We start from the raw sequence: 23,272 nt of genomic DNA, 5'->3' as shown, positions 1-23,272 counted from the left end.
GATGAGTAGCTCGGGCATGTGGCAGCCGGAAAAGTAACTTTGAACGACATCATCACCCATAGCCTCCCGCTTTCAGAAATTGCCCATGGCTATCCCATATTTAATAAGAAGGAAGACAATTGCGTGAAAGTAGTACTCGATCCATGGGCTGATCAAGGGTGTTTTTCCTTGTGTGACTTCTGTGCCTCATCTATCGAATGCGACCTGTGAATATCAGTTTCTTCCTGTGCCAGGTCAACCAGCCGGGCATAGAATCTTTTTAACTGGTCAAGTTCATCATCAGTAAGTTCTTCAATTTCTATAAGCCGGTTGCTGGCTTTCGCATTGCAGGCAATCAGCTCATTCAACTTCAGCTGGATCGCAATGGTATCCCTGTTTTGAGATTGCTGGATGACGAACACCATCAGGAACGTAATGATCGTAGTTCCGGTATTGATCACAAGCTGCCAGGTATCGGAAAAGCCAAAAATTGGCCCGGCTACTGCCCAGGCGACAATGATCAAGACAGCAATGATAAAGGTGATGGGATTCCCGGTAGCCCTGGTCACTTTCGACGAGATTTTTGTGAAGAACCGCTTCGCCGGCGTTGGTTGAGCAAGAGGAGAATTGTTGTTTGTCATGGTGGCGCGTTTTTTTTATATCCGAATATAAAATTTTATGCCCGAGCTGCCGGACCTTGAAGTATTCAGCGCGAATCTTAACCGCGAATTGAAGGGAAGGATTCTGGAAGATATTAAAGTGAGCAGAAAGGCGAAGCTGAATGTTACAAAGCGAAAACTGTCGCAGGCGCTTAAGGGGCAACGCCTTACCGGCGTTTATCGCGAGGGGAAAATGCTTTACTTCTATTTCAGGAATAAAAATGTATTGGCACTGCATATGATGCTGCGGGGAAAACTATACCGGCTCGAAGATGAGAATCCCATACCGTACACATTATTCGAATTTGATTTCGATGGGGATAAAAAAATCGGCCTGGCGGATTACCTGGGAAGTGCACATGCCATTCTCAATCCGGAAGAGACAGGAGCTCCCGATGCACTTGATAAAAAGGTGAATCAAAAATTCTGGAAAGAAAAACTGCAGTCCCGCGCAAGCATTAAAAACCTGTTGTTGGACCAGCATGTCGTTCGCGGTATCGGTAGTGCATACGCTGATGAGATCCTTTGGGAATCCGGCATTTCTCCATTTTCTATTAGTAATAAAATTCCTGTTGATGCAATAAAACGGCTTGCAAAAGCAATTCCAAAAATTCTTAAGCATGCGGTTAAACAGATCAGGAAGGAAGCGCCTAAAATAATCGGTGGCGAAATCCGCGACTTCCTGCTGGTGCATAATGCCAGGCACAAAAAAAGTCCGGGCGGTGCAGTAATCAAAGTCACAAAAAAAGGGGGAAGAAAAACATATTACACCAATGAACAACAATTATTCAAATAAGCCGATGGTGACAGGGGAGTGGCGAAAGATCCTGTTTGCCAATTATACAGTGCCACCAGACTTGCTTGCAAAATTTCTTCCGCGTGGAGTCGGGATTGATCTGCTTGATCATTCCTGTTACCTTACTGTAGGTGGACTGCAATTCCTGCACATGCGTATGCTTGGTTATAAGAAGTTCACGATTCGGTGATGCTGATGGAAGGAAGTGATATAGTGATCAGGAATAAATTCCGGCTGGACTGAGATTATAGGATCACGAACTGTAACCTGGCCTGAGCAAATTGGTGAACGCCTTTCATGTTAACACGGTCAAGCTTGCCGTACCCATATGCGAAGCCAAGCCGCAAACTCGGTGTCAGGTACCAGTTTACGGCAGGTGTAAGGCGCCAGAATTTTCCACCGGTTATTGTGCCGTCAGTCAGGTCGAGCTGGGAATAACGGAGTAACACTTCAATTGTTCCAATCCCTCCTTTCAGAATGGAATTTGGAACCGGTACAAAAGAATAGATTCCACTAACGGTGGTGTATGGCCGCGACTGGCCCGTGATTATATAGCTTGCGACAATATCCCCACCCTGGAATACCGGGTCGCCTGATTTGGGTGCGTGAAATTTGTGCGCATAAAGTTCCGACCCAAGCATTAAAGGTCCTTTGGTGTAATAGACTTCCCCGCCAATGTGGGTGGAATGATCCGACTCGAAAGTTTGCGTGTCAATGATATATGGGGCAGGAAATGCTTCAGGCCTTGATCGGAGCCTGATCTTGCCATCAAGCGTCTTCCCATAACGAAGGCTGGTTCCGATATGCAGCACGCGTTTGCCCGATTCATCATTTATGGGCAGCCATGCCAGCCGGGCCGCCGTTTGCCAATCGTACGTTGAGAACGATTGGCCTTTTGATAACCAGTCTGTAAAGATTCCCAGGTTCCAGAGAAATTTTTTCTTCGGCAGGTAGCCCATCCATTTGATACCGTCTGCAAGTATCGGGATCACATCAATGGCCATTTGCCTTTCCATCGTCCAGCCGGCATAGCCATTCATGACTTTATTCAATGAGAATCCTTCCTTGGTCCTGCCGACAAAAATATGGCCCCACAATTCCGGTACTCCTACCATAACCCCCGATTCCCGCAGGAACCAGCTGTGAGTCGGACCGTCATACATAAGGCCGACTTTCCAGGTAATAAATCTTTTCGATTTTACCTGCCCGCTGAGTAATACACGAAAGTCCCTCAGTTTATATCCTGTTTCCGGGTCGTAACCTATGGAATCTGATTGCTCGTTTGCCGTTTTGTCCATTCCGAATGCTGCATATTCAAACAGGGCACCCACCCCAAATCTAAAAGTCGTAAATCCGAAATTGATCTGGTTCCATGGCTTGTCTGTTTTGCCGAAATCTGTTGTGTTTTTTTTCGTTAGGATCTCACCCTGTGTTCCATCGGGGACAGTATCTTTTACCTCCTGCGCAGGCAATTGCTGACACAGAAGGATGTGCAGGAATGCAGCATGCCATAACGTTTTCAATCCTTTCAACGCCTGTAGAACATTTGTGAGAAATTGTATTTGAATGAGAACTGAACCTTGGTAATGGAAGTGCTCCAGCCATCGGTATAGTTTCTCCTGTCACCCCATTGGAATTCAACTCCGGCCATTACATTTTTCACCGGATACCACATCAGGTTGGCCACAACATACTGGCCACTTTTGAATGCATCAGGTGTCATGGCATCTGAATTGTCAATGTCGATCCGCGAATAGCCTGCAGCAGTACTGAATTTTTCATTCCATTTATGATCAATGAATGCCACAAGACCAAATACCGGCAATGCAACGCCTTCAACAGGTTTTACAGGGTCATTGAAGTTGTTTTTGATCCCGATGTCAACCGGTGCATCGTTCATATAGTTTTGAACTCCCTCTCCATATAACACACTTCCTCTTATGACGTCGTTTTCGGTGAGGTTCACATTCGTACTCAGGTTCACACCCCAGCCAAGTTCGTCGCCGGAAAGATCGTACTGGTCAGTGCCCAGGTCCTCCCATTCCATTCTCCTGAAGATCGCCGCCAGCTCAATATATCCGAATTTGAAAGCCCTGCGGTATTCGGCGGAAAGATCGGGCCAGCGGAAATGCCCGGCTACATCATCTAATTCTATCCTGTTGGCATAAATTCCCTGGTCGGCGCTGGCTCCAGGTCTTTCCAATGCGATGGTGAGACGGGTATCGCCCTGGATCGGCATATACCTGAACTGTACGTTCCGGAAGAATGCCATGCCTGGCGGTCCCCAGTATTCCACAGTGTTCGGGAAGACGTCAATATCCATGAACGGGCTCCAGTATTGCCCGGCCCCGAACTTGCCCAGTTCCGCATATGCATGGCGAAGACGGATCGTTGTTTGCCCGGCATCCACACCAGTTCCGAACATTTCAAATTCGAATTGTGTCTTCAACTCACCAAGTCCCGTCGGAAAATAGTTCTTGAATCCAAGCCGGGTTTGTCTTACGGAAAAATAGAAGTTCCCATCGGCCCCGTATTGATTTTTAAAAGCAGGAAGTTTTGTCGTGCGGATGACATCATACCAGTCTGGTTGGATCTGGTTGAAGTTGTACCCGGCATCCATCATGATGAAACCATAGATCTCCATTGATTTCTTCTTCTCGTCCTCTTCCTGTGCCATTAATCCTGTGGCCGACAAGGCAATTATGCAAATCGCCAATGCCACGCTTTTGAATTTTGAATTCATAAATTTTACTTTGAGATCAGTAATCGCTAAACAGTTTCTGAATTTCTGCCGGTTTCCGCTGTTTCAGCAGTGCAACGGAAAGCAGGATCCTTGATTTTTGCGGGTTCAGGTCGTATGACGCAATGGTGCCTGCCTGGTCGTCATTCACCTCTACATTCCGGCCAACGTTACCTGTTGCAACCCGGGTACTCCTTACCACGGTAACACCTTTTTTTACGGCACGTGTACAGGCTTCGAGTGCTGATTTGGTCATATTGCCATTTCCTACGCCGGCAATCACGATTCCTTTTGCACCCTTCTCAACGGAACAATCGATCAGGTCGGCGGGCATGTCAACATCCGCATATATGATATCCACTCTGGGTAGTGCTGTTACATTGTCAACTGAGAATTCGCTTTGGGAACCATACTTGCTGTGTGGCAGGCGATAGTATTCATTTACACCATATGCTGTTGTGCCGATCAATCCGCGGATCGGTGACATAAAAGTCTGAACCGCTGTAGTGCTCACCTTGGTGAGCGACTGTGCAGAATGGATCCAGTCGTTCATAACCAGCAATACTCCCCGGTTTTTTGCATTTGGATCTGCGGCAACCGCAACAGCATCATACAGGTTAAGCGGACCGTCGGCGCTTACTGCTGTGGATGGCCGCATGGAACCTACAAGCACGATGGGCTTGTCCGTTTTACATACAAGGTTGAGGAAATAAGCTGTTTCTTCCATAGTGTCGGTACCGTGTGTGATCACAACACCATCCACATTGGCACCTTTAGTTAATTCGGCGATCCGTTTCGCGAGCTTCAGCATAATTTCGAATGACATATCCTGTGAGCCAACGTTTGAGATCTGTTCGCCTTTGATCTCAGCAAGTTTGGTAATGTCAGGCACAGCATTGATCATGGCATCGATTGTCACCTGTCCGGAGGTGTAACCGGACTGTACGCCCGAGCCTGCGGCGCCGGCAATGGTGCCACCGGTTGCGAGGATAACCACATTCTTTTTCTGTCCAACGCAAAGCACGCTGAACAGAATAAACAATAACAACATTGTATTGCAGCGCTTGATAAAGGAAGGTTTCATCTTGGAAGGTTTTGTGTGGGTGAATATTTTATTTCTGGCCCGTTAATGTTGCCGGGTCAAGCAGTTTTTTGATCTGATCCTCGGTCAGCAATTTCTTTTCACGGATGAGCTGGAGAATTCCTTTGCCGCTCTGCAGTGCTTCTTTTGCCAGCTCAGTTGTTTTTTCATACCCCAGCACAGGGTTCAAGGCAGTTACAATTCCTACACTTTGCTCAATATATTTTGTCAGGATCTTTTCATTCGCAGTAATGCCTTCTATACAATTCTTCCTGAACAACGGCAATGATTTATATAGCAATCCCTGTGATTCCATGATCGCAATGGCTTCAACGGGTTCAAAGGCATTCAGCTGCAGGAGGCCGGAATGTGCTGCCAGTGTAACTGTCAGGTCATTGCCGATTACCTTAAAGCAGACTTCGTTCATCAGCTCCGGCATTACCGGGTTTACTTTTCCCGGCATGATGGAGGAGCCGGGCTGAAGCGCCGGCAGGTTAATTTCGAAGATTCCTGTACGTGGCCCGGAAGCAAGGAAGATCAGGTCACTGCTGATCTTCGATAAGGCAATCGCAAAGCTTTTCAACGCAGAAGAATATATCACAAATCCTTGTTGGCTGCTGGTTGCCGCGATCAGGTCTTTACTCATGATTATCGGCTTACCTGTGATCTTCGCCAGGTGATCTGCGCATTTTTCGGCATAACCTGGTGACGCAGTGATTCCTGTTCCGATTGCTGTTGCTCCCATATTCTGTTCGCATAAAAAACTCTCCGATTTTTTCATGGCGGTTATCTCTGCATCCAGCTGGTTGCCAAAGGCATGGAATTCCTGTCCCAATGTCATGGGAACAGCATCCTGTCCTTCCGTGCGACCCATCTTCAGGAGGTTTTTGAACTCATCGCCTTTTTTATGGAATGCAGCAGATAATGCTGTTGCTTCCTTTACCAGTTTGTCGTTATGCAGCAGGAGCGCAATTTTTATCGCGGTAGGGTAGGTGTCATTTGTTGACTGCCCCATATTAAGGTCGTCGTGCGGTTCGATGTGGTGGTAATCGCCTTTTTTCTTACCGCTCAGTTCCAGTGCGATATTTGCGAGCACCTCATTTGCATTCATGTTCGCAGATGTACCCGCGCCACCCTGGTACAGATCAACCAGGAACTGGTCGTGGTATTTTCCTGCCATCACAGCTTCACATGCTTTTTCTATGGCCGAAAGTTTTTCCTTACTCAATCTTCCCACATCTGCATTTGCACGTGCAGCAGCAAGCTTTACAATTGCAAAAGCCTTTACATAATCAGGATAGAATGCGGTTGTCATACCACTGATCTGGAAATTCTCCAGTGCACGCGCAGTCTGCACCCCGTAGTATGCATTCGACGCGATCTGCTTTTCTCCAAGCAGGTCTTTTTCCGTTCGTGTCTGCTGCGCGGAAAGGCTGATGCAGACAAATGAAAAACAACAGATCGCGATGCTTCCATGTATTGGTTTCATTATATGCTTTTTGAATGAGAAAGATTGTGGCTAAAATTATTAAAGGGCCACGCCAATGGCACGAGTATAAAGGGTTTAACTGTTGACTGGAAGCGGGTTTTACAGTTAAATCCGTTACTGTTCGTTGAGTGTTTGATCTAGTTTTATGTCAAGGAAAAACACGCCCGATGAAGCGCAAAATTTACTTGCTTATTATTTCTGTTGCTTATTGCATGACAGTATCATCGCAATACACCACCGACAAGGTCGTAAGCCAGAAACACCAGGATCTGAAAGACAGTCTGAAAGGCTCTGAGTATCCTTATATCCTGCCTATATGGGGACAGAAAGCTGTTAAGGAGGGATTCAACCTGCCCTTGTCAGCCGGACTAAGCGCACAATACATCTGGCAGGAGTCAGATATCGTCATTGATAATTTGAAGGTCGGTTTCAATAATGGTGAGTTGTATAACATGGATGACCTTGTCCGCTTCAACAATGCGAAGTCTACTTCATATGGTGTAAATATCCGCCCAGATGTATGGGTGTTACCCTTCCTGAATGTATACGGCATCTTTGCGCAGTCAAGACTATCCACTGCAATCGATGCAGGCATCTGGCTGCCAAGGGATTCCACCTGGACAAAAGTCATGGATATTAATACCAAAGCCGAGTTCAATGCAACAACATTTGGTTTTGGTTTTACACCGACTATAGGAGTAGGCGGATTTTTTATGGCATTCGATATGAACTTCACCTGGTCTGATATAAATGAACTCGATAAACCGGCATATGCGTTTGTATTTGGACCGCGGATAGGAAAGAATATTCCATTCAAAAAGCCGGGTCGTAGTCTCGCTTTATGGGCAGGAGGTTTCCGGGTAAAACTTAACACCGGAACGCAGGGCTCATTGAGTGTTGGCGACCTGTTCCCGACTGACAAATGGGAGCAACGTATTGATACCGGTTATATGAAACTGGAAGAAAGCAGGCAACATGCCGACGACTGGTGGAACAGTCTTTCGAACGGTGAACAGAACAAACCCGGTAATATAGCCCGTTATGAACTGATCAATTCTGCACTTACAAGATTTGGCGGGGTGCTGGATGCCGCCTCACAGGCAATCGGAAATCTTGACAACACAACTGTTCAGTATTCCCTGGACAAAAAGCCGAAAGACATGTGGAACTTCCTGATCGGCGGCCAGTTCCAGATCAACAGGCAGTGGATGATCAGGGCAGAGTATGGCTTTCTCACCAGCCGCCATCAATTCATTGGCGGACTGCAATACCGGTTTGGTTTGTAATTACCCTGCGGCCATTCTCATCGCAACAGGCTCGGGCTTTGGATTGAATTGAGGAACAACCTGCAGTTCGTTGCACACCTGCCCCGTGATCTCGTCTTCCACATCAAAGACATTTGCCTGGCTCAGTTTGCCTTCGTACAGTTTGCTCCATACCTGTTTGCAGGAACCGCTGTTCATCATCTGGATGTTTGCCCGCAGGTCGCCTTTATGGAACTGGATACTCCCGGAAATGAGATACTCAGCACGGAGAATAGTTGCCACTTCGCGAACATCATGAATGTTTTCGCAAAGGGATTTAACAGCCTGGAACGAGATCACTGTAACTTTTTTCATATGCATCAGCGCTTCTGTCAGGTGCAGGCACAACCCCTCGGTGAACATCTGCAATGAAGCATGGTTGTTCAGGCAGAGGAAGGGCAGTACCGCAACTACAACAGATTCATCTGTCTTCTGTCTGCCGGAAAGTTCTTCATCATCCGTAATCACTGCTGACGACTCTGATGCCCGGTTACTGATCATGGGAATGTAGTTCCCTTTCGGTATGCTTACCAGTATTTCGTCTGTCATGCCGCTGCCGGAATAATAGTGATGAAGTGCCCTGCGAAGCCTTCCGGCATGGATCCGCACGATGCCGTTTTCTTTTGGATTGAAATCGACCGGTTTGTCCAGAACATTCACCGCGATCGTATATTCCTTGAGCTGGTTGGAGCGACCGGCGAGCATTTCTTCAATGATGAAAGTCAGGAATCTTTTAAGGATCTCGGAATCTGCAAAATGGGGATCAATAAAAATTTTTTCCAATTGCCTGGCGATGGCTTTGTTTGGAAAAACATTTTTACTTATCGCTGGTTGATAAGTACTCATAGAACAGTATTTAATTAAAGAAGCGTGTTGGTTGCTTACAGAGCGTAACTAATGACAGTTTTGGTGTAAGACTTCACAGGGACGTTAGACGGGGTAAAGGAAGTGTGATAAATCTTCTATACATAAATATAGAATTAAATACTGATTGTGCAACTTCGAAACTTGTGTCGTAGTTGTTGTGACACAGTGCATTAGTGGACATGGTAATAATGTTGTTTTTACTGTTAAACGAGAGCGATTGAATATTTTATGCGCGTTGCTCCCTACTTTAGCTTACTGCCACCAATCTTGTTGCTGAAGGATGAATGATCCTATACATACTCAACTCAGTTTGATAAAGCAACTGTTTCCTAAACACGAAAAGTGGATTGAACAGCTGTATAACCAGAACCCTGATTTTAAAGGGCTCTGTGATGATTATTATAGTTGTGTATTACACCTCCAGAAGTTCAGGAAGGAATTTGCGGACAAGGTAGATTCTATCAAGGAATACGAGAATGTCCAGAAAGTTCTTGAAGATGAAATGCGGGAATTCATCTCCGAATAGGAATTCCTACCTTTAGGTGTACTCCCTAAGGTTCACTTTTAATTTCTGTGTTATGCTGGAAGACATTGCTCCTGTTGCCCGGTCGGTAAGAAAAGTGAAAATGCTTGAAGCAGGTGTGGAAACTTCCCCAACGCACCTGCCAATTAACAGCCATATCTCATTTCGGCCTTTTGTTGAATACCTGAAACAAAAGCTGACTGGCGATTTCGACACCCGCTCGCGGATCTATGAACACCTCATTGAAAGATTCGGGGAACAGCCTGAATTATTGAAACCTGTCAGTGATTCGGAGGTGCTGGATAAGAACCGCGAACTGCTTGACCTCCTGGGTACTACGCTGTTCCCGGTTGTAAGCGAGCAGGAAAAGAACATTTTCACACTCGCCCTTCCTTACCACTTTTCGGTGTTCAACTATTCACCTCCATTCGGCAAGCTTTTCCTCGACGAAAACGAAAAGCAGTTCATGCTGCCTGTTGATACCTCAGAAGACCAGGTAAGGCAGGTTCAGTGTTCCCTGATCTATGACCATGTTCTCGAGAAATTCTACGGTATGAAGCTCAATGAGGGAACCGACCTGGTGTACCCGGTTATTGACAAGACAACAGGCATGAAGCGATTCTATAAGTTGCGGTACGACCGGAGATTCATTGACCTGAAATTAAAGGGCGAGCTGCCCCTGATCAGGGATTGTGGGGTATGCCTCAATACCTTCCGGATCCTCGATCTTGAAAAGCAGCTCGAGAAAATGCCGCTGAACCTCTTCGAGGCGGAAGGCTTCGGCGTCTGGATAGCTGAAGATGTGACCACACAGGAATCCATCGAGGCCATCAAGAAACTATTACTCCGGCAGGAAGGCTGTGATACCACCATAATCAATGAATTGAAAACCAGTATTCATGCGCTGGTGGGACTGAACGAGGTGCAGGTTGGACTGACACCATTTGTAAAGATCAACGACAGGTTTGTGATCCATGAAGCCTGTACCAGGCATGGACTGATGAGCAAAGAATGGAAGATGGCAGATGAAGAAAGCCAGGCTGCCTTCGAGATGAGTCTTGGCTTCCTGTCACAACATCCCGAACCGGTTCCGCTCTCAATCCTCGATGAACAGATGACCGAAATGGCGCCATTCCTGAAGAATCTCTGGAAGGAGGGCATGCGGAGTTATATCAGCTGCCCCATCCTGAATAATGACGGCCTGCTGGGCATCCTGGAACTGGCTTCGCCCATTCCCAACCAGCTCGACCAGGAAGTGTTGCGTCGGCTCGAACCTGCCATGCCGCTTTTGTCCCTTGCCCTGCTCAAGAACCGCGACAGTTTCAATGACAAGATCGAAAAGCTGATCAAGGAAAAATTTACTGCCCTGCAACCTTCTGTTGAATGGAAATTCGCTGAAGCTGCATGGGAATATATGCACGATACAGCCCCGGCAGGAAATGTAGTTTTCGATTATGTGTACCCGCTTTATGGTGCCGTTGATATCCGGAATTCTTCAATTGAAAGAAGTAATGCCATCCAGAAAGACCTGGCTGAACAACTCAATCTTGTTGATCTCACACTCAACCAACTGCAATCAAAGATCCAGTTGCCATTACTTGAAGAACTGACTTTCCGGAACCAGATCTTCAGGCAGTCGCTGGAAAGAGGACTGCTTGCAGAAGATGAAGTGCGGATCAAGGACTTCCTGGAGAACGAAGTGGGCCAGGTATTTGGCCACCTGCAGAAAAGTAACATGCAGACAGGTAATGTGGTGGACGATTATTTCACTAAAGTGCAGGACCCCGATGGTTATTTATACCGGTACCGGAATGAGTACGAAACTTCTATGAATGCGATTAATGAAGCGGTACTGGAAGCGCTCGAAAAGGAAGAAAAGGTTACTCAGCAATCGTACCCCCACTATTTCGAAAAGTACAAGACTGACGGGGTGGAGTACACGATTTATATCGGCCAGTCGATAGCACCGGCGATGCCCTTTGATTTGTTATTTCTCCGGAATATCCGCATCTGGCAATTATCGTCGATGGCAGAGATTGCCCGGGTCACCCACAGGCTTTTGCCTTCATTGAAAGTACCGTTGCAGACAACCCAGTTGATTCTTGTCCATGGCCAGCAGATCTCCATCAGCTTTCGGAAAGACGAGCGGCGGTTTGATGTGGAAGGTTCTTACAATGTGAGGTATGAGGTAATGAAGAAGCGGTTGGATAAGGCATTTGTCAGGGGAACCACGGAACGCCTTACACAACCTGGGATGATTGCACTGGTATACTCTAATCCAAGGGAAGCACAGGAATACCAGGAGTACATCAGTTTCCTGCAAAGCAAGAAGCTGTTGATGCCAGGCCTTGAATTCCTTGAGCTTGAAGAGCTGCAGGGCGTGAGCGGTCTCAAGGCATTGCGGGTGAAAGTAAACCAGGGCGACTAAGGTTCCTGCTTCTGCGCTTCTTCCTGGCTGGCGTATTCCTCTTCAGGGAAAGGCAATACCCTGAAGACGGATTCGCTGAGCGAGATCAGCGAAGACGCCGAATACAGACCTATGTCGTTACCCGAATAAGTGTAGTCCATCAGCGTGAGTTTAACTACGCCATCTATTGATAATTCTATATAGTGGCCATACCTGATCAGTGTGAACAGGAATGATCTTTCCTCATTTACTGAAAAGAATCCATCCTGGATATCATTGAAAATGAAATTCTGTCGGGTGTTTAAGGAGTTGAATCCCCATGTCCTGATCTTTACCTGCCCGTTGATAATATTGAACGAAATGAAATAGCCATTCCCGTCCTTATCCATATCACTGACGATACCGAGTTTTCCCATACCCTCAACCGTTATACGACCTTCCCAGATAAAACCCGGTGACGGACGTTTGAAACAAAAGATTTCGTAGCCGCTGCGTGTGCCTATTGTCCATTTTTCCGCCTCAATATTTAATGTGGCTGTGGGATTATTGAACAGCATATCTATTCTTTTTATTTCATGCTGCTGGATCACCTTCAATGCCATTTGCTGCCAGCGGTAATAACTTTTCAGCACCAGTCTTCCTGAGCTATCGGTATCCAGTTCTTTAGGCGGTGGCAACACCCGCAGTGCATCAATCTTCCCGTATGCATAGAAAAAGTTGTATACCAGCAAGTGATCTCCATCCTGAACAGTACGCGCGGCATAGTTACCCTGGGGCAACAATACATCTGCATGAAATGAATTGTACTCACCGAAAAAATCATTTGCAAACCAGTATCTCACTTTAATGTCTTCCCTGATAGAGCCGATAAGATAGTATCGGTCATTAAGTTCAAACACACATGGACATTCCACATCATCATAAACCTGCGGGCAAAATAAAGGCGGCATGAGCTTTGCTTCATCACCGGTTATGTTTACAATACCAACACAACCACGACGTGATACGGGCCCTTCGACAGTTCGTGCATCAACCAGCAAATACGATTCGCCTTTATGGTCGAAGCGGAAAGGGTCACGGAAGCTAAGCCAGGTACGCGGATTGGTAGTTGCTGTTTCATAATATACTCCCATAGGTTCGATAGGAAACTTCGAACCATTGCTTTTTGTCCAGTCGACCAGGTTATCCGATACAGCCAGTCCCACTCGCGATACGACCCCGCGGTCTTTTCGTTGTAAACCGGTATAATACATTTCAAACTTTCCATTTACTTCATACACATGCATAGTCCACAACATATCATCATCCCATTCACCCGGGTGCCCAACAAACAATGCATTGTTGACTCTTTTCCACGAAATGCCATCTTTGGAAGTGGCATGTGCTATGTAGTCATGGTTGGGAATGATAAGGTGGAACAAATGGTAGATACCATTGTTAATTATAACTGTAATGTCCCCGATCTCCCAGTCGCTGAATCCTGATCCTGAGTACATAACGTCATTTTAATTGGTTTTTAAAATTACGAATTACCGTTACTACTTACGATTCGGTAATTTTGCTATCCTCCACGCTAAATGAATAATGAAGATGAAAGAATTGTACATTCAGTTATTCAGTCCGCATGGGCTTATCCGTTACGAGAATCCTGAAATAGGCCGCGATCGTGATACCGGCGGCCAGGTAAAATATGTATTGGAATTATTGGACCACCTTTCAAAACATCCGCAGATCAGGAAAGTTGACCTTTTTACGCGGCGTATTTCAGATAAACGGGTCTCTTCTTCATATGAGAGTGAATTGGAACTAATCAATGAAAAAGCGCGCATTGTGCGGATCCCCTGCGGCGGTCATACTTATCATCCCAAAGAATCATTGTGGGAATACCTCGATGAATTTGTTGATAATACAATCCGCTTCATAGAAAGGCAGGACGATTTTCCAGATGCTGTACATGGCCACTATGCAGATGGCAATTACCTTGCCGGGCAGATCAGCGAGGTATTCGGTATTCCATTCATCGCTACCGGGCATTCACTTGGTCGCAACAAGCAGAATATTTTATTGAACCAGGGTTTGTCGCAGGAGAAGATCAATGAGAAGTTCTGTATGGAACGCCGGATCGAAGTTGAGGAAAATGTACTGCACGATGCCGACCTGGTCATAGTAAGTACGCAACATGAAATAGACCAGCAATATGGGTTGTATAAAAACAGGGAAGCAGGCAGGTTCCTGGTGATTCCGCCCGGTGTAAATAGCGAGTTGTTTTATCCCTTTTACCGCGCGGATATGCCAGGCTTCAAAATGACCATCGAACAGGAGCAGGCATTGTATCGCGTCAATTCCGATATTGAGCGGTTTCTTTTCAACCCTGCAAAACCACTGATCCTGAGTATTGGCAGGGCGGATAAGCGTAAGAATTTTGAGACTATCATCCAGTCTTTCGGCCAGGATAAGGAGTTGCAGGCAATGGCCAACCTGGCGATTTTTGCCGGTGTCAGGAAGGATATTACCAGGATGCCGGAGGATGAACAGGATACACTTACAAACCTGCTGCTGCTGCTGGATAAATATGACTTGTATGGGAAGATGGCAATTCCAAAAAAGAACGACCCGGTTCTTGATGTGCCCGAAATTTACCGGGTTGCAGCAAGGCGGAAAGGAGCCTTTGTGAATGCCACCCCGGGTGAGAATTTCGGTCTTACGATTGTGGAATCTGCAGCTTGCGGACTTCCGGTTGTTGCCTCCCCAACAGGAGGCCCAAAAGAAATTATAGAGAACTGTGACAATGGCTTACTCGTTGATGTGGAGAATCCCCGGGCTATTGCCGACGCGTTAAAAAAAATAATAGCCGACCAGGCATTTTGGGAAAAATGTTCAGGCAACGGTGTGCTGGCCACCAGCCAGTTGTATTCCTGGGAAGCGCATTGTAATAAATATGTTGAGACTATTGAAGCCCTGCTTTCGGGCAGGACAACACAAACCAGGAAGTTTTCAAACCGCACTGCCTTCGGGAAAAAACTGATGAAGGCAAAACAGTTTATCATTTCAGACCTCGATGGCACATTGGTGGAAGGAAATCAGACTGACGGATTGATCGAGCTCAAGCAATGGTTGCTGGAACATAAGGATGAGGTCGTGTTTGGGATTGCGAGTGGACGCAACCGTGAAATAACGAAAGAAGCGTTCGAAAAATATGATCTGCCAAAACCTGATATCCTGATCTGTTCAGCGGGCTCCGAAATTTATTACACCGACAAATTTATCCCCGACAAAGGGTGGGAGAGCCATATCGATTACAAATGGAAACGAAAGGAACTTGAGCGTGAACTCGCGAAATTCCCGGGCATCCGGCTGCAGGAACCCGCTGCGCAATGGCCATTCAAATTAAGTTATTACGTGAACCCGGACTTCGCTGAAGATGACTTTGCCAACCTGCATAAGTTCCTCGACGACCGGAGACTTCGTGCGAAAATTATGCTTACAGAAAACAAGTACCTCGACCTGCTGCCATTCCGCGCAGGCAAAGGGAATGCAGTTCGATACCTAAGCTCCAAATGGAAAGTGCCACTTCAACATATTATCACAGCGGGTAACAGTGGAAATGATATCGATATGCTGACCGGTCGGACCAAAGCCATTGTAGTTGCGAATTATAGCCCGGAAATGGAAGTGTTGCGCAATAATAAGTTCATCTATTTCACACGCAATAACCTATCGAAGGGAGTGTTGGAAGGAATCAACTTCCACTATTCGTAAGCTTTATCGCTCCTTTCCGAAGGTTTTGGAAATGCCAAGCCCGATGGTCCAGGTGTCATAGGCATTCCATCGGATGTCATATTGAAGTACACCAAACACTTCCCAGCCATTTCTTATTTCTGCGCCATATTCAACTGCCAGCCTGTTGAGTGCATAATTCTCTTCTTTTGCAAATTCAGCGCCCATGCCCAATCCGAAGCTCCAGCGTTCGTTCGGTTTGAATATTCCCATTAATGCAGGAGCGATAGGATGGGAGCGCTCGACAACCTCATTGTCAGCACCTGCGAGGTCCTTTTCTATTTTGAAGGATTCGATGATATAATCGGTATGAAGTCCCACTGCAAATCTGGCTGCGAACTGGAAATTATAATCAAGACCCCAGTAAGCGAGCACAGCGACTTTCCTATCACCATTTTCATCTTTGCCGCTAAATGAATGTTCATGACCGATGTTAAGACCTATACTATGCCTGGATTTAAATTCCTTTTTTTCCTGGGCGCAAGATGCCAAAGATGCGGACAGAAATACGATCAGTGGGATAAGTTTCATTATGCTCTACGATTGAAAAGTGAGCAATAAGTGAATAAGTTAATTAGTGACTTATTCACTTATTGATTTCATTCCAATATCGCCAGTCCAATGACGGACCTATTCTCAACTCGCTCCTGGAGGTGCTTCACTCATTTTCGCCAATGCATCATCTACTGTAAAGTTTCCAGGCTTTTGTTGTGCGGGAAACTCCTGGAAGGTCGATACGAATTGGGCTACCATTGCCTGGGCCGCATACAGGAAATAAGCGTTGTACAAAACCCAGTCATAGTACTTGTTTGAAGTAATGTCCGCCCGCTCATACGGGTCTATGCGAAGGTTGAAATATTTCGGTAGTCTCAGGCGGGTAAAAGGTTCCGCCCATACCTGCAATGTGCCCTGGCATCTTTGTTCCATGAAGACCAGTTTCCAGTTGTCGTAGCGCAAGGCGAGTACATCTCCATCATCGCTGAAATAGACGAACAGTTTGCGTGGACTTTCTTTTACTTCGCCCTTCAGAAAAGGAAGAAGGTTAAAGCCGTCAATATGGTTTTTGAATTTTTTACCATTAACAGTAGTTCCTTTCTTCAATCGGTCCATGCAGTCGTTATCTCCTGCCATGGCCAGGAATGTGGGCAGCCAGTCGTGGTGTTGCACGATCTCATTTGAAATGGTGCCGGCGGGGATCTTTCCTGGCCAGCGGACCAGTAAAGGGATCCTGAATGCACCTTCCCAGTTGGTGTTCTTTTCGCTGCGGAATGGCGTCATAGCACCATCCGGCCAGGTGTTCATATGCGGACCGTTATCAGTCGAATACATCACGAACGTGTTCTCCGCAATTCCGAGCTGGTCGAGCAGGTCGAGCAACTGGCCCACATTTTTGTCGTGATCGATCATGGTGTCGTGGTAAGGTGACTGCCATCTTCCAGCCTGTCCTACACTTTCCGGTTTGGTGTGGGTGAACAGGTGCATATGCGTGGTGTTCATCCAAACAAAGAACGGTTTCCCTGCTTCATGCTGCCGCTTGATGAAATCAACAGCTGCATTGGTGAATTCGTCGTCGCAGGTTTCCATTCTTTTTTTATTCAACGGTCCTGTGTCCTCAATTTTCTGCTTTCCAACGCGTCCCCATCTGGGTTGCTCGGTAGCGTCATCTTTATCTGTTGCCCAGCAATGGAGTACGCCACGTGGCCCGAACTTTTCGCGGAACTTTGGATCCTTTGGGTAGTTGTCCATTTCCGGTTCTTCTTCTGCGTTCAGGTGATAAAGGTTTCCGAAGAATTCATCGAAGCCATGAACGGTAGGAAGAAAGCGGTTCAGGTCACCGAGGTGATTCTTTCCGAATTGCCCCGTCGCATATCCCTGGTCCTTCAACAGGTCGGCAATAGTCACGGTTTCTGCCTGTAACCCCTGCGGGGCAGCTGGAATGCCAACCTTTGATAAACCTGTCCTGTACACGCTCTGGCCGGAGATAAACGATGACCGTCCTGCAGTACAGCTCTGTTCTCCGTACGAGTCCGTGAACATCATTCCTTCTTTTGCAAGCCTGTCGATGTTCGGTGTCTTGTAACCCATCAGGCCGTGCGAATAGCAGCTCAGGTTAGAGATGCCGATGTCATCCCCCCAGATGACGAGGATGTTTGGTTTGTTGTTTGCCATGATTATTCTTTTATTGATTAATGTGCTCAGCGAATGAGGCACCTGAATCCGATATGGGTCATCCCGGTATCGATCATTTGGGGTTGCCGGGCTGCAGGTCGGTATCGTAAACAATAATTGGGGGCACATAAATGCGAGCCGCCTTTAACCACTTTCCGCGGGATCCTGAATTGCGGTTGCCGCGGATCATAACTTGCCTCGGGTGAAATGACACGGGGATTCACCGAGGGCGTGCAGCAGCTCTTGAATACTTCAGCATTTTCATCAAGATGAGGAACGTACCAGTCACTTGTCCACTCCCATACATTCCCGGCCATATCATACAAACCATACCCGTTAGGCGCAAATGAGCCAACCGGTGAAGTGCTTTCATATCCATCGGTCACCAGGTTCTTAAATGGGAACTCTCCCTGCCAGGTATTGGCCATTGGTTGGGTGAGCTGGAGGTCTTCGTTACCCCAGGTAAAGTTCATTCCTGCCAGTCCGCCACGCGCTGCGTATTCCCATTCAGCCTCTGTCGGAAGTTCCTTTCCTGACCATGCGGCAAAGGCGTCTGCATCCTCGTAAGCCACATGAACAACAGGGTGTTTATCGAGGCCTTCGATAGTACTTCCGGGGCCTTTCGGGTTTTTCCAGCAGGCGCCGGGAACCCATGACCACCAGTTTGCGTAATTCTTCAGGTCAACCGGCTGTGAAGTTTTATGAAAGACCATTGAACCCGGGGCAAGATTTTCTTCCGGTACTCCGGGGAATAAAGCTGGGTCCAGCGATCGTTCAGCCAGCGTTATATAATTTGTCAATTTCACAAATTCGCTGAACTCAGCATTCGTAACGGCGTACATATCCATCCAGAACCCATCAACTGTTACATCGTGAACCGGCTTTTCTTCTGGATAAAATTTATCTGAGCCCATCATGAAAGTGCCTCCTTCTATGAAGACCATGTTTCGCCGGCTTGCAATTGTTTCACTTACACTGGTTACGTTTGTCATAAGTGTTGAGTTATTTTTTTGATGGCCTGCACGATTCGCAGGTGATCATCAGCATCCCGACATGGCACCCAGCCTTGTCAGATTGGTGTGGCAATTCGTTTTCGTCATCGGTTGCAGATGGACTGCAGGCAATGGCTCCCGTTCTTTTTGCATGCTGGCTGACGTTTGCTTCATATGCTGAAACCGTCAGGCCGTACAACATGAAAGGCAGGACGAAGAGGATCAGTGCCGATATGTGTTTTAATATTTCCATATTCTCTGTTTATTGTCTGAATAAAGCACCCAGGAACAGGATCAATCCATAGAGCAGGATAAGAAATGCAAGTGCCGACGAGATCGATCGTTGCATGGCCGGGTAATGCTGTTTCAGCTTTTTCAATGCTATCCGGTGCTGGATCTGTGCCAACAACAAACCGATAAATCCAAACAGGATCATCAGCATTCCCACTATCCGCGGGGTAAAGATCTTCGCATGAGCCTGGGGTGATTTGGTCAGTTCCTCGAAAAACTTATAGATCGTAAACCCGAATGAGATCATTGAGGTTGCCGTCCGCACCCACGCCATCAGGGTGCGTTCGTGCGCCAGTACAGTCCGCTCGTAGGCGAGCTCTGTATTGATGGGCATCTGGCCGGCAGTTTTTTCTTCATCAGGCATTATCGATGATGCAGTTTAATTTTTTTGCGTCCCGCCATTTTACATCTGAGATATCAGCATGGGAAAAGTCGGCGTTATGTATTTTGGAGCGGGAAAAATTTGCATTTGTAAGCCGCGTATTGCGGAAAGATGTGCCAAATTTTTGTGTGAAGTACGTGGCGATTTTATGCAGGGACTCAAATCCTTTCGTGCCTTTCAATGCCCTCTTGCTGATCACCGCGCAACTGAGGGCCATGACCAGGGTTCCTATTCCACCGCCAACGCTTTGTGCGAACATTCCCCCTGCAAGTGCCACTATGAAAAAGAGGATATTCGACAGATCTCCTGCAGCAACTCGCGAGATCGTGCCGACAATGAACATGATCACGATCAGTATAAGAGAAATGATCAGGTAAAGCATTCCCCTGCCTGTACCAAGCCCGGAGCTGTAATTGATAATTCCAATTATCAGGGCAAGTATAGCCGCAGGAATCACAAGTATCCTGATGGAATTTCCTACGCCTCTCCACATGGAAACCAGGATAAACAAAATGACAAGGGTAATCGTGACAATTCCCGAAACCCTGACTTTTACATCAGGGGAAGCCAGCATTTCCTGCATGGTGTGTCCCGCAAGCATGGCGATATACCCCGACAATGCGGAGACGATCAGTGCAACCAGGAATATCCAGGCAGTGGTCATTGGGGTCATTCCTGTCCTCGCATGGGTGAAATCGGCCCCCGTCAGGTTTGAACCACTGAAATCCGTTCCGCGAAGGTCTGAGTCTTCAAAGCTTGCATTCGACAAATCCAGGTTTTTCAATGACTGCATCTGAAGGTTTTTATGTGAATAGTCTAAAACCATATCAGCGTTACGGTTCGGTTTTTTGTGATTCGGAATTTGACAGTTTCATTTCTTCATTCAGCTCTTTGGATAAAAAATAGTTTAGGAAAGTCCTGATCACTGCTATCGCTCCGAGTTCTATCAAATGTCCCGGCGTTGGTGAAATAATAGTTCCTACTATATCAGCTGCCAGCTGGAACTCAAGTGCGACTACCAGCCAGGCGCCGAACTTGATCCGGAAATAAACATGCAGCGGGTATGATTCCGGCCGGGTGTACCTGTTCCTGATGCTTTGTACCAGGGAAGCAATAACACCCGCTACAATAAAAAACAGGGATATGGCATTCAGCACAACTTCTACCAGCTCACCACAGGTATCAAGCCTGGCCCGCATTAATGATATAACATCATCCATTCCCAGTATAGACACCCGGGGAAGCAGCGTTCCGCCAAAAGAACCAAAGAATTGTTGTGGCATAATTGTTTAAGAAATTGTTACGTGGTATCTAACAGCGAGCTAAGCAGGTTATTCAGCATTTTCGCCGAATTGTTGTTGTTACATGACAAGAATGTACGGCTTGCAGGACTATTGCCTGGAGCGGCATACCGACTCAAAAGAATGAACGCGGAAGTAATGGAAGTTGCGGTAAAAGAACTTGCTGCACAGTTCCGGCCCCAGGTCGCTGGTATCATCAGGGAACTTAAGAATACCGGCACTATTTCCGCGTTGGATGAACTGATCACCCTTACACCGCCGGGCTTGTTTGAAATGGTGAGCATCCGTGGACTGGGAGGTAAAAAGTTGTCCAGCCTTTGGAAAGTAGCGAAAATTGATACCATCGAAGGACTGCATGATGCTGCCAGGTCGGGCAAGCTGCGGAATGTGCCGGGCTTCGGGGCGAAAACAGAACAGAATATTCTTAAGGCAATAGAAACGTACAACGTAAGCCGTGACCGGTTTCATTATGCGACAGTGGCAGACAGTGCCGATGCCCTCGTGAAGCAGATGCAAAAAGTGTTCAGTACGAAACTCGTAAGTCTTTGCGGCGAGGTCAGGAGACAGACACTGACAGTTGAGGGTATTGAAATTATTGCGGCTGTGCCAGCCCTAAAGTTCCGCTCTGCGGCCCTGCGAAAGTCGCTGGTGGCACTGACTTCTGCCAAGGGAATTTCACACGCTCACACATTCGATGAGATCCCGGTCACTATTTATCATACCACACAAAAAAAATTCACCGGGGAACTTTTTATTCGCACAGGAAGCGCAGCCCATGTAGAAAAAGTAATGGCAAAAATAAAGTCAGACGGTGCTTTCGCCTCTGAAGAAGCTATTTATAAAAAAGCTTCGCTTCCTTTTATTGTGCCGGAGATGCGCGAGGACCTTGCCGAATGGAATTTTAAGTCCAAAACTCCCCGGCTGGTTACCCACGATGATATTAAAGGCGTGGTTCACAACCATACAACCTGGAGCGACGGGGTTGACAGCCTGCCGGATTTTGTAAATGGTTGTAAGACCCGCGGATATGAATATGTGGTGATCGCAGATCATTCCCGCAATGCCCATTATGCAGGTGGATTGAAAGAGGAGCGCGCCCTGCAGCAGTTAAAGGCAATCAACGACCTTAATAAAAAGCTTAAAGGTTTCCGGATCTTCAAGGGGATAGAATGCGATATCCTGGTATCCGGTGAACTGGATTATGGCAGGGACCTGCTAAAACAATACGAGGTAGTGATCGTGTCTGTACATCAACTGTTGAAAATGGATGAAAGCAAGGCGACAAAACGACTGATCCAGGCAATTGAAAACCCGTTCACTACGATCCTGGGACACATGACCGGCCGTAAATTGTTATTACGTCCCGGTTATCCCGTAAATGCAAAAAAAGTGATCGATGCCTGTGCGGCAAACAATGTGATCATTGAGATCAATGCCAACCCTTATCGCCTCGATATGGACTGGACCCATATTCCCTATGCCATAAAGAAGGGAGTAATGATCTCCATTGATCCTGATGCCCACAGTATCGCGGAAATTGACAATATCCGCTGGGGTGTTTCGGCAGCCAGAAAGGGCGGGCTTACAACTGATATGACCTGGAATGCCATGCCGGCTTCGGGTGTGGTTAAATGGCTGAAGGAAAACCGGAAATAACAATTCATTCAATGTGTTTGGCGGTTCATCCCTTGCGCGTTATAGTTATACATCAACCCACTATAGGTTTGTGGCACTATAAACCTTGTTCATGAAAACTGGTACATCCCGCAGCACCCCGGACATTGTTCTGACTGCATTGTTTTTTATTTGTTACCCGATCGGAGTTTACAAAATGTGGAAAGGAAAATTCAGGCCTGTATGGATTTTATGGGCCTATACGATCCTTGGACTGCCGGTATTCCTCGTCACCTATCTGTTTGCTGCTATTGTATTGTTCGGAGCTTTCCTGCCGGAACTGGACCGCAGCATCGGTGTGCGATCTGACCGCACCATCGTAAATTCTTCAGACGAATACAGTGTAACTTTTTTAAAAACCAGCAGGGAGACTAATGGTGCTTATGAAGAGGTGAAAGTGGTTCTGAATCCTGGCGGTGGCAACGAATGGCATTATCATACTGCCTTCGTTGAAAAGTTTCATGTACTCGACGGCGATCTTACAGTCGGAATGGAAGGGAAAGGTGTTCCTGTCCACACAGGGCAGGACACTTCCGTCCATAAAGGTACCATGCATAAATTCTATAACACTTCTTCAAAGCCTGTTTCTTTCCTGGTCAGGATAGAACCGGCAAGAAGTTTTGAAAAGACCCTTCGTTGCGCGTATGGATTGATGCAAACAGGGCAGTCATCACCCGATGGGATGCCGAAGAATCCCTGGCACCTGTTCCTGATCCTTGGCTACAGTGATTCGTATTTGCAGGGGCTTCCCGGTTTTATCCAGGAACCACTGATTCATGCCTTGTCTAAAATCGCGCAATGGAAAGGAGTTGCGAAAGATTTCGATCCTTTCTGTATGTAG

22 protein-coding genes are annotated in these 23,272 nt (G+C 46.9%); 8 read left to right on the top strand and 14 right to left on the bottom strand.

The features are described from left to right. Positions 1-152: 152 nt before the first annotated feature. The gene (locus tag OI18_RS20105) at positions 153-620 is read right to left on the bottom strand and encodes a low affinity iron permease family protein (RefSeq protein WP_052273426.1); all 468 of its coding nucleotides are present in this window, start codon (positions 618-620) and stop codon (positions 153-155) included. A 37-nt stretch (positions 621-657) separates the two neighbouring features. Here OI18_RS20105 and OI18_RS20100 point away from each other — a divergent pair, with 37 nt between their 5' ends. Both OI18_RS20100 and OI18_RS20095 read left to right on the top strand, forming a co-directional pair. After that, positions 658-1,434 (top strand): DNA-formamidopyrimidine glycosylase family protein, encoded by a 777-nt coding sequence (locus tag OI18_RS20100; protein WP_039143180.1) that lies wholly within the window; start codon positions 658-660, stop codon positions 1,432-1,434. Beyond that, a complete protein-coding gene (locus OI18_RS20095; RefSeq protein ID WP_039143178.1) occupies positions 1,412-1,624 on the top strand; it encodes a DUF2071 domain-containing protein in 213 nt (70 codons plus the stop codon). Before OI18_RS20100 ends, OI18_RS20095 begins: the two co-directional genes overlap by 23 nt. Before the next feature lie 55 nt (positions 1,625-1,679). Here OI18_RS20095 and OI18_RS20090 read toward each other — a convergent pair whose 3' ends face one another. Genes OI18_RS20090 through OI18_RS20075 form a run of 4 tightly spaced genes read right to left on the bottom strand, consistent with a single transcriptional unit; the run spans position 1,680 to position 6,744 of the window. Then, positions 1,680-2,957: an OprO/OprP family phosphate-selective porin gene (locus OI18_RS20090; RefSeq protein ID WP_152616897.1), complete on the bottom strand. Its 1,278-nt coding sequence runs from the start codon at positions 2,955-2,957 to the stop codon at positions 1,680-1,682. 5 nt (positions 2,958-2,962) lie between these two features. After that, complete coding sequence (locus tag OI18_RS20085) at positions 2,963-4,177, bottom strand: DcaP family trimeric outer membrane transporter (protein ID WP_052273424.1); 1,215 nt, start codon at positions 4,175-4,177, stop codon at positions 2,963-2,965. A gap of 16 nt (positions 4,178-4,193) precedes the next feature. Then, positions 4,194-5,258: a type II asparaginase gene (locus tag OI18_RS20080; RefSeq protein WP_082038062.1), complete on the bottom strand. Its 1,065-nt coding sequence runs from the start codon at positions 5,256-5,258 to the stop codon at positions 4,194-4,196. A gap of 28 nt (positions 5,259-5,286) precedes the next feature. Beyond that, complete coding sequence (locus tag OI18_RS20075; protein WP_082038061.1) at positions 5,287-6,744, bottom strand: aspartate ammonia-lyase; 1,458 nt, start codon at positions 6,742-6,744, stop codon at positions 5,287-5,289. A gap of 167 nt (positions 6,745-6,911) precedes the next feature. On the opposite strand from OI18_RS20075, the gene OI18_RS20070 reads away from it, so the two are divergent. Continuing rightward, positions 6,912-8,030 carry a hypothetical protein gene (locus tag OI18_RS20070; RefSeq protein ID WP_039143177.1) on the top strand — a complete coding sequence of 373 codons (1,119 nt, stop codon included), beginning with the start codon at positions 6,912-6,914 and terminating at the stop codon, positions 8,028-8,030. Here OI18_RS20070 and OI18_RS20065 read toward each other — a convergent pair whose 3' ends face one another. Beyond that, positions 8,031-8,894, bottom strand: a complete 864-nt coding sequence (locus tag OI18_RS20065) for a hypothetical protein (protein ID WP_039143174.1) — start codon at positions 8,892-8,894, stop codon at positions 8,031-8,033. Positions 8,895-9,195: 301 nt separating this feature from the next. Between OI18_RS20065 and OI18_RS20060 the strand changes: the two genes are divergently transcribed. Continuing rightward, positions 9,196-9,441: a hypothetical protein gene (locus tag OI18_RS20060; RefSeq protein WP_039143171.1), complete on the top strand. Its 246-nt coding sequence runs from the start codon at positions 9,196-9,198 to the stop codon at positions 9,439-9,441. 52 nt (positions 9,442-9,493) lie between these two features. After that, positions 9,494-11,866, top strand: a complete 2,373-nt coding sequence (locus tag OI18_RS20055; protein WP_039143168.1) for a GAF domain-containing protein — start codon at positions 9,494-9,496, stop codon at positions 11,864-11,866. On the opposite strand, the gene OI18_RS20050 is transcribed toward OI18_RS20055, so the two are convergent. Next, entirely contained in the window at positions 11,863-13,341 is a 1,479-nt protein-coding gene (locus OI18_RS20050) for a glycoside hydrolase family protein (RefSeq protein ID WP_039143166.1), read from the bottom strand. The two genes, OI18_RS20055 and OI18_RS20050, sit on opposite strands and share 4 nt — an antisense overlap. A gap of 94 nt (positions 13,342-13,435) precedes the next feature. Between OI18_RS20050 and OI18_RS20045 the strand changes: the two genes are divergently transcribed. Then, complete coding sequence (locus OI18_RS20045; RefSeq protein ID WP_052273432.1) at positions 13,436-15,604, top strand: HAD-IIB family hydrolase; 2,169 nt, start codon at positions 13,436-13,438, stop codon at positions 15,602-15,604. A gap of 3 nt (positions 15,605-15,607) precedes the next feature. Here OI18_RS20045 and OI18_RS20040 read toward each other — a convergent pair whose 3' ends face one another. The 7 genes from OI18_RS20040 to OI18_RS20010 form a co-directional block, all read right to left on the bottom strand. Further along, a complete protein-coding gene (locus OI18_RS20040) occupies positions 15,608-16,153 on the bottom strand; it encodes a hypothetical protein (RefSeq protein WP_039143162.1) in 546 nt (181 codons plus the stop codon). A 105-nt stretch (positions 16,154-16,258) separates the two neighbouring features. Continuing rightward, positions 16,259-17,791: an arylsulfatase gene (locus OI18_RS20035; RefSeq protein WP_039143159.1), complete on the bottom strand. Its 1,533-nt coding sequence runs from the start codon at positions 17,789-17,791 to the stop codon at positions 16,259-16,261. Between the two features lie 26 nt (positions 17,792-17,817). Next, a complete protein-coding gene (locus OI18_RS20030) occupies positions 17,818-18,783 on the bottom strand; it encodes a formylglycine-generating enzyme family protein (protein ID WP_039143156.1) in 966 nt (321 codons plus the stop codon). Positions 18,784-18,793: 10 nt separating this feature from the next. Beyond that, on the bottom strand, positions 18,794-19,036 hold the full coding sequence (locus tag OI18_RS20025; protein ID WP_039143153.1) for a hypothetical protein: 243 nt from the start codon (positions 19,034-19,036) through the stop codon (positions 18,794-18,796). Between the two features lie 9 nt (positions 19,037-19,045). After that, positions 19,046-19,438: a YidH family protein gene (locus OI18_RS20020; protein ID WP_039143150.1), complete on the bottom strand. Its 393-nt coding sequence runs from the start codon at positions 19,436-19,438 to the stop codon at positions 19,046-19,048. Beyond that, positions 19,431-20,249: a pentapeptide repeat-containing protein gene (locus tag OI18_RS20015; protein ID WP_240312808.1), complete on the bottom strand. Its 819-nt coding sequence runs from the start codon at positions 20,247-20,249 to the stop codon at positions 19,431-19,433. Before OI18_RS20015 ends, OI18_RS20020 begins: the two co-directional genes overlap by 8 nt. A gap of 40 nt (positions 20,250-20,289) precedes the next feature. Beyond that, complete coding sequence (locus OI18_RS20010) at positions 20,290-20,739, bottom strand: DUF1622 domain-containing protein (protein ID WP_205410079.1); 450 nt, start codon at positions 20,737-20,739, stop codon at positions 20,290-20,292. 21 nt (positions 20,740-20,760) lie between these two features. Between OI18_RS20010 and OI18_RS20005 the strand changes: the two genes are divergently transcribed. Next, the gene (locus OI18_RS20005; RefSeq protein ID WP_052273423.1) at positions 20,761-22,413 is read left to right on the top strand and encodes a DNA polymerase/3'-5' exonuclease PolX; all 1,653 of its coding nucleotides are present in this window, start codon (positions 20,761-20,763) and stop codon (positions 22,411-22,413) included. A 91-nt stretch (positions 22,414-22,504) separates the two neighbouring features. Beyond that, positions 22,505-23,272, top strand: coding sequence for a cupin domain-containing protein (locus OI18_RS20000; RefSeq protein ID WP_039143142.1), 768 nt, complete (start codon positions 22,505-22,507; stop codon positions 23,270-23,272).

It is taken from the genome of Flavihumibacter solisilvae, from assembly GCF_000814475.1.
Taxonomy (GTDB): Bacteria; Bacteroidota; Bacteroidia; order Chitinophagales; family Chitinophagaceae; genus Flavihumibacter; species Flavihumibacter solisilvae.
The sequence above is the reverse complement of the archived record's forward strand: the minus strand, read 5'-3'. Positions and strand labels throughout refer to the sequence as shown.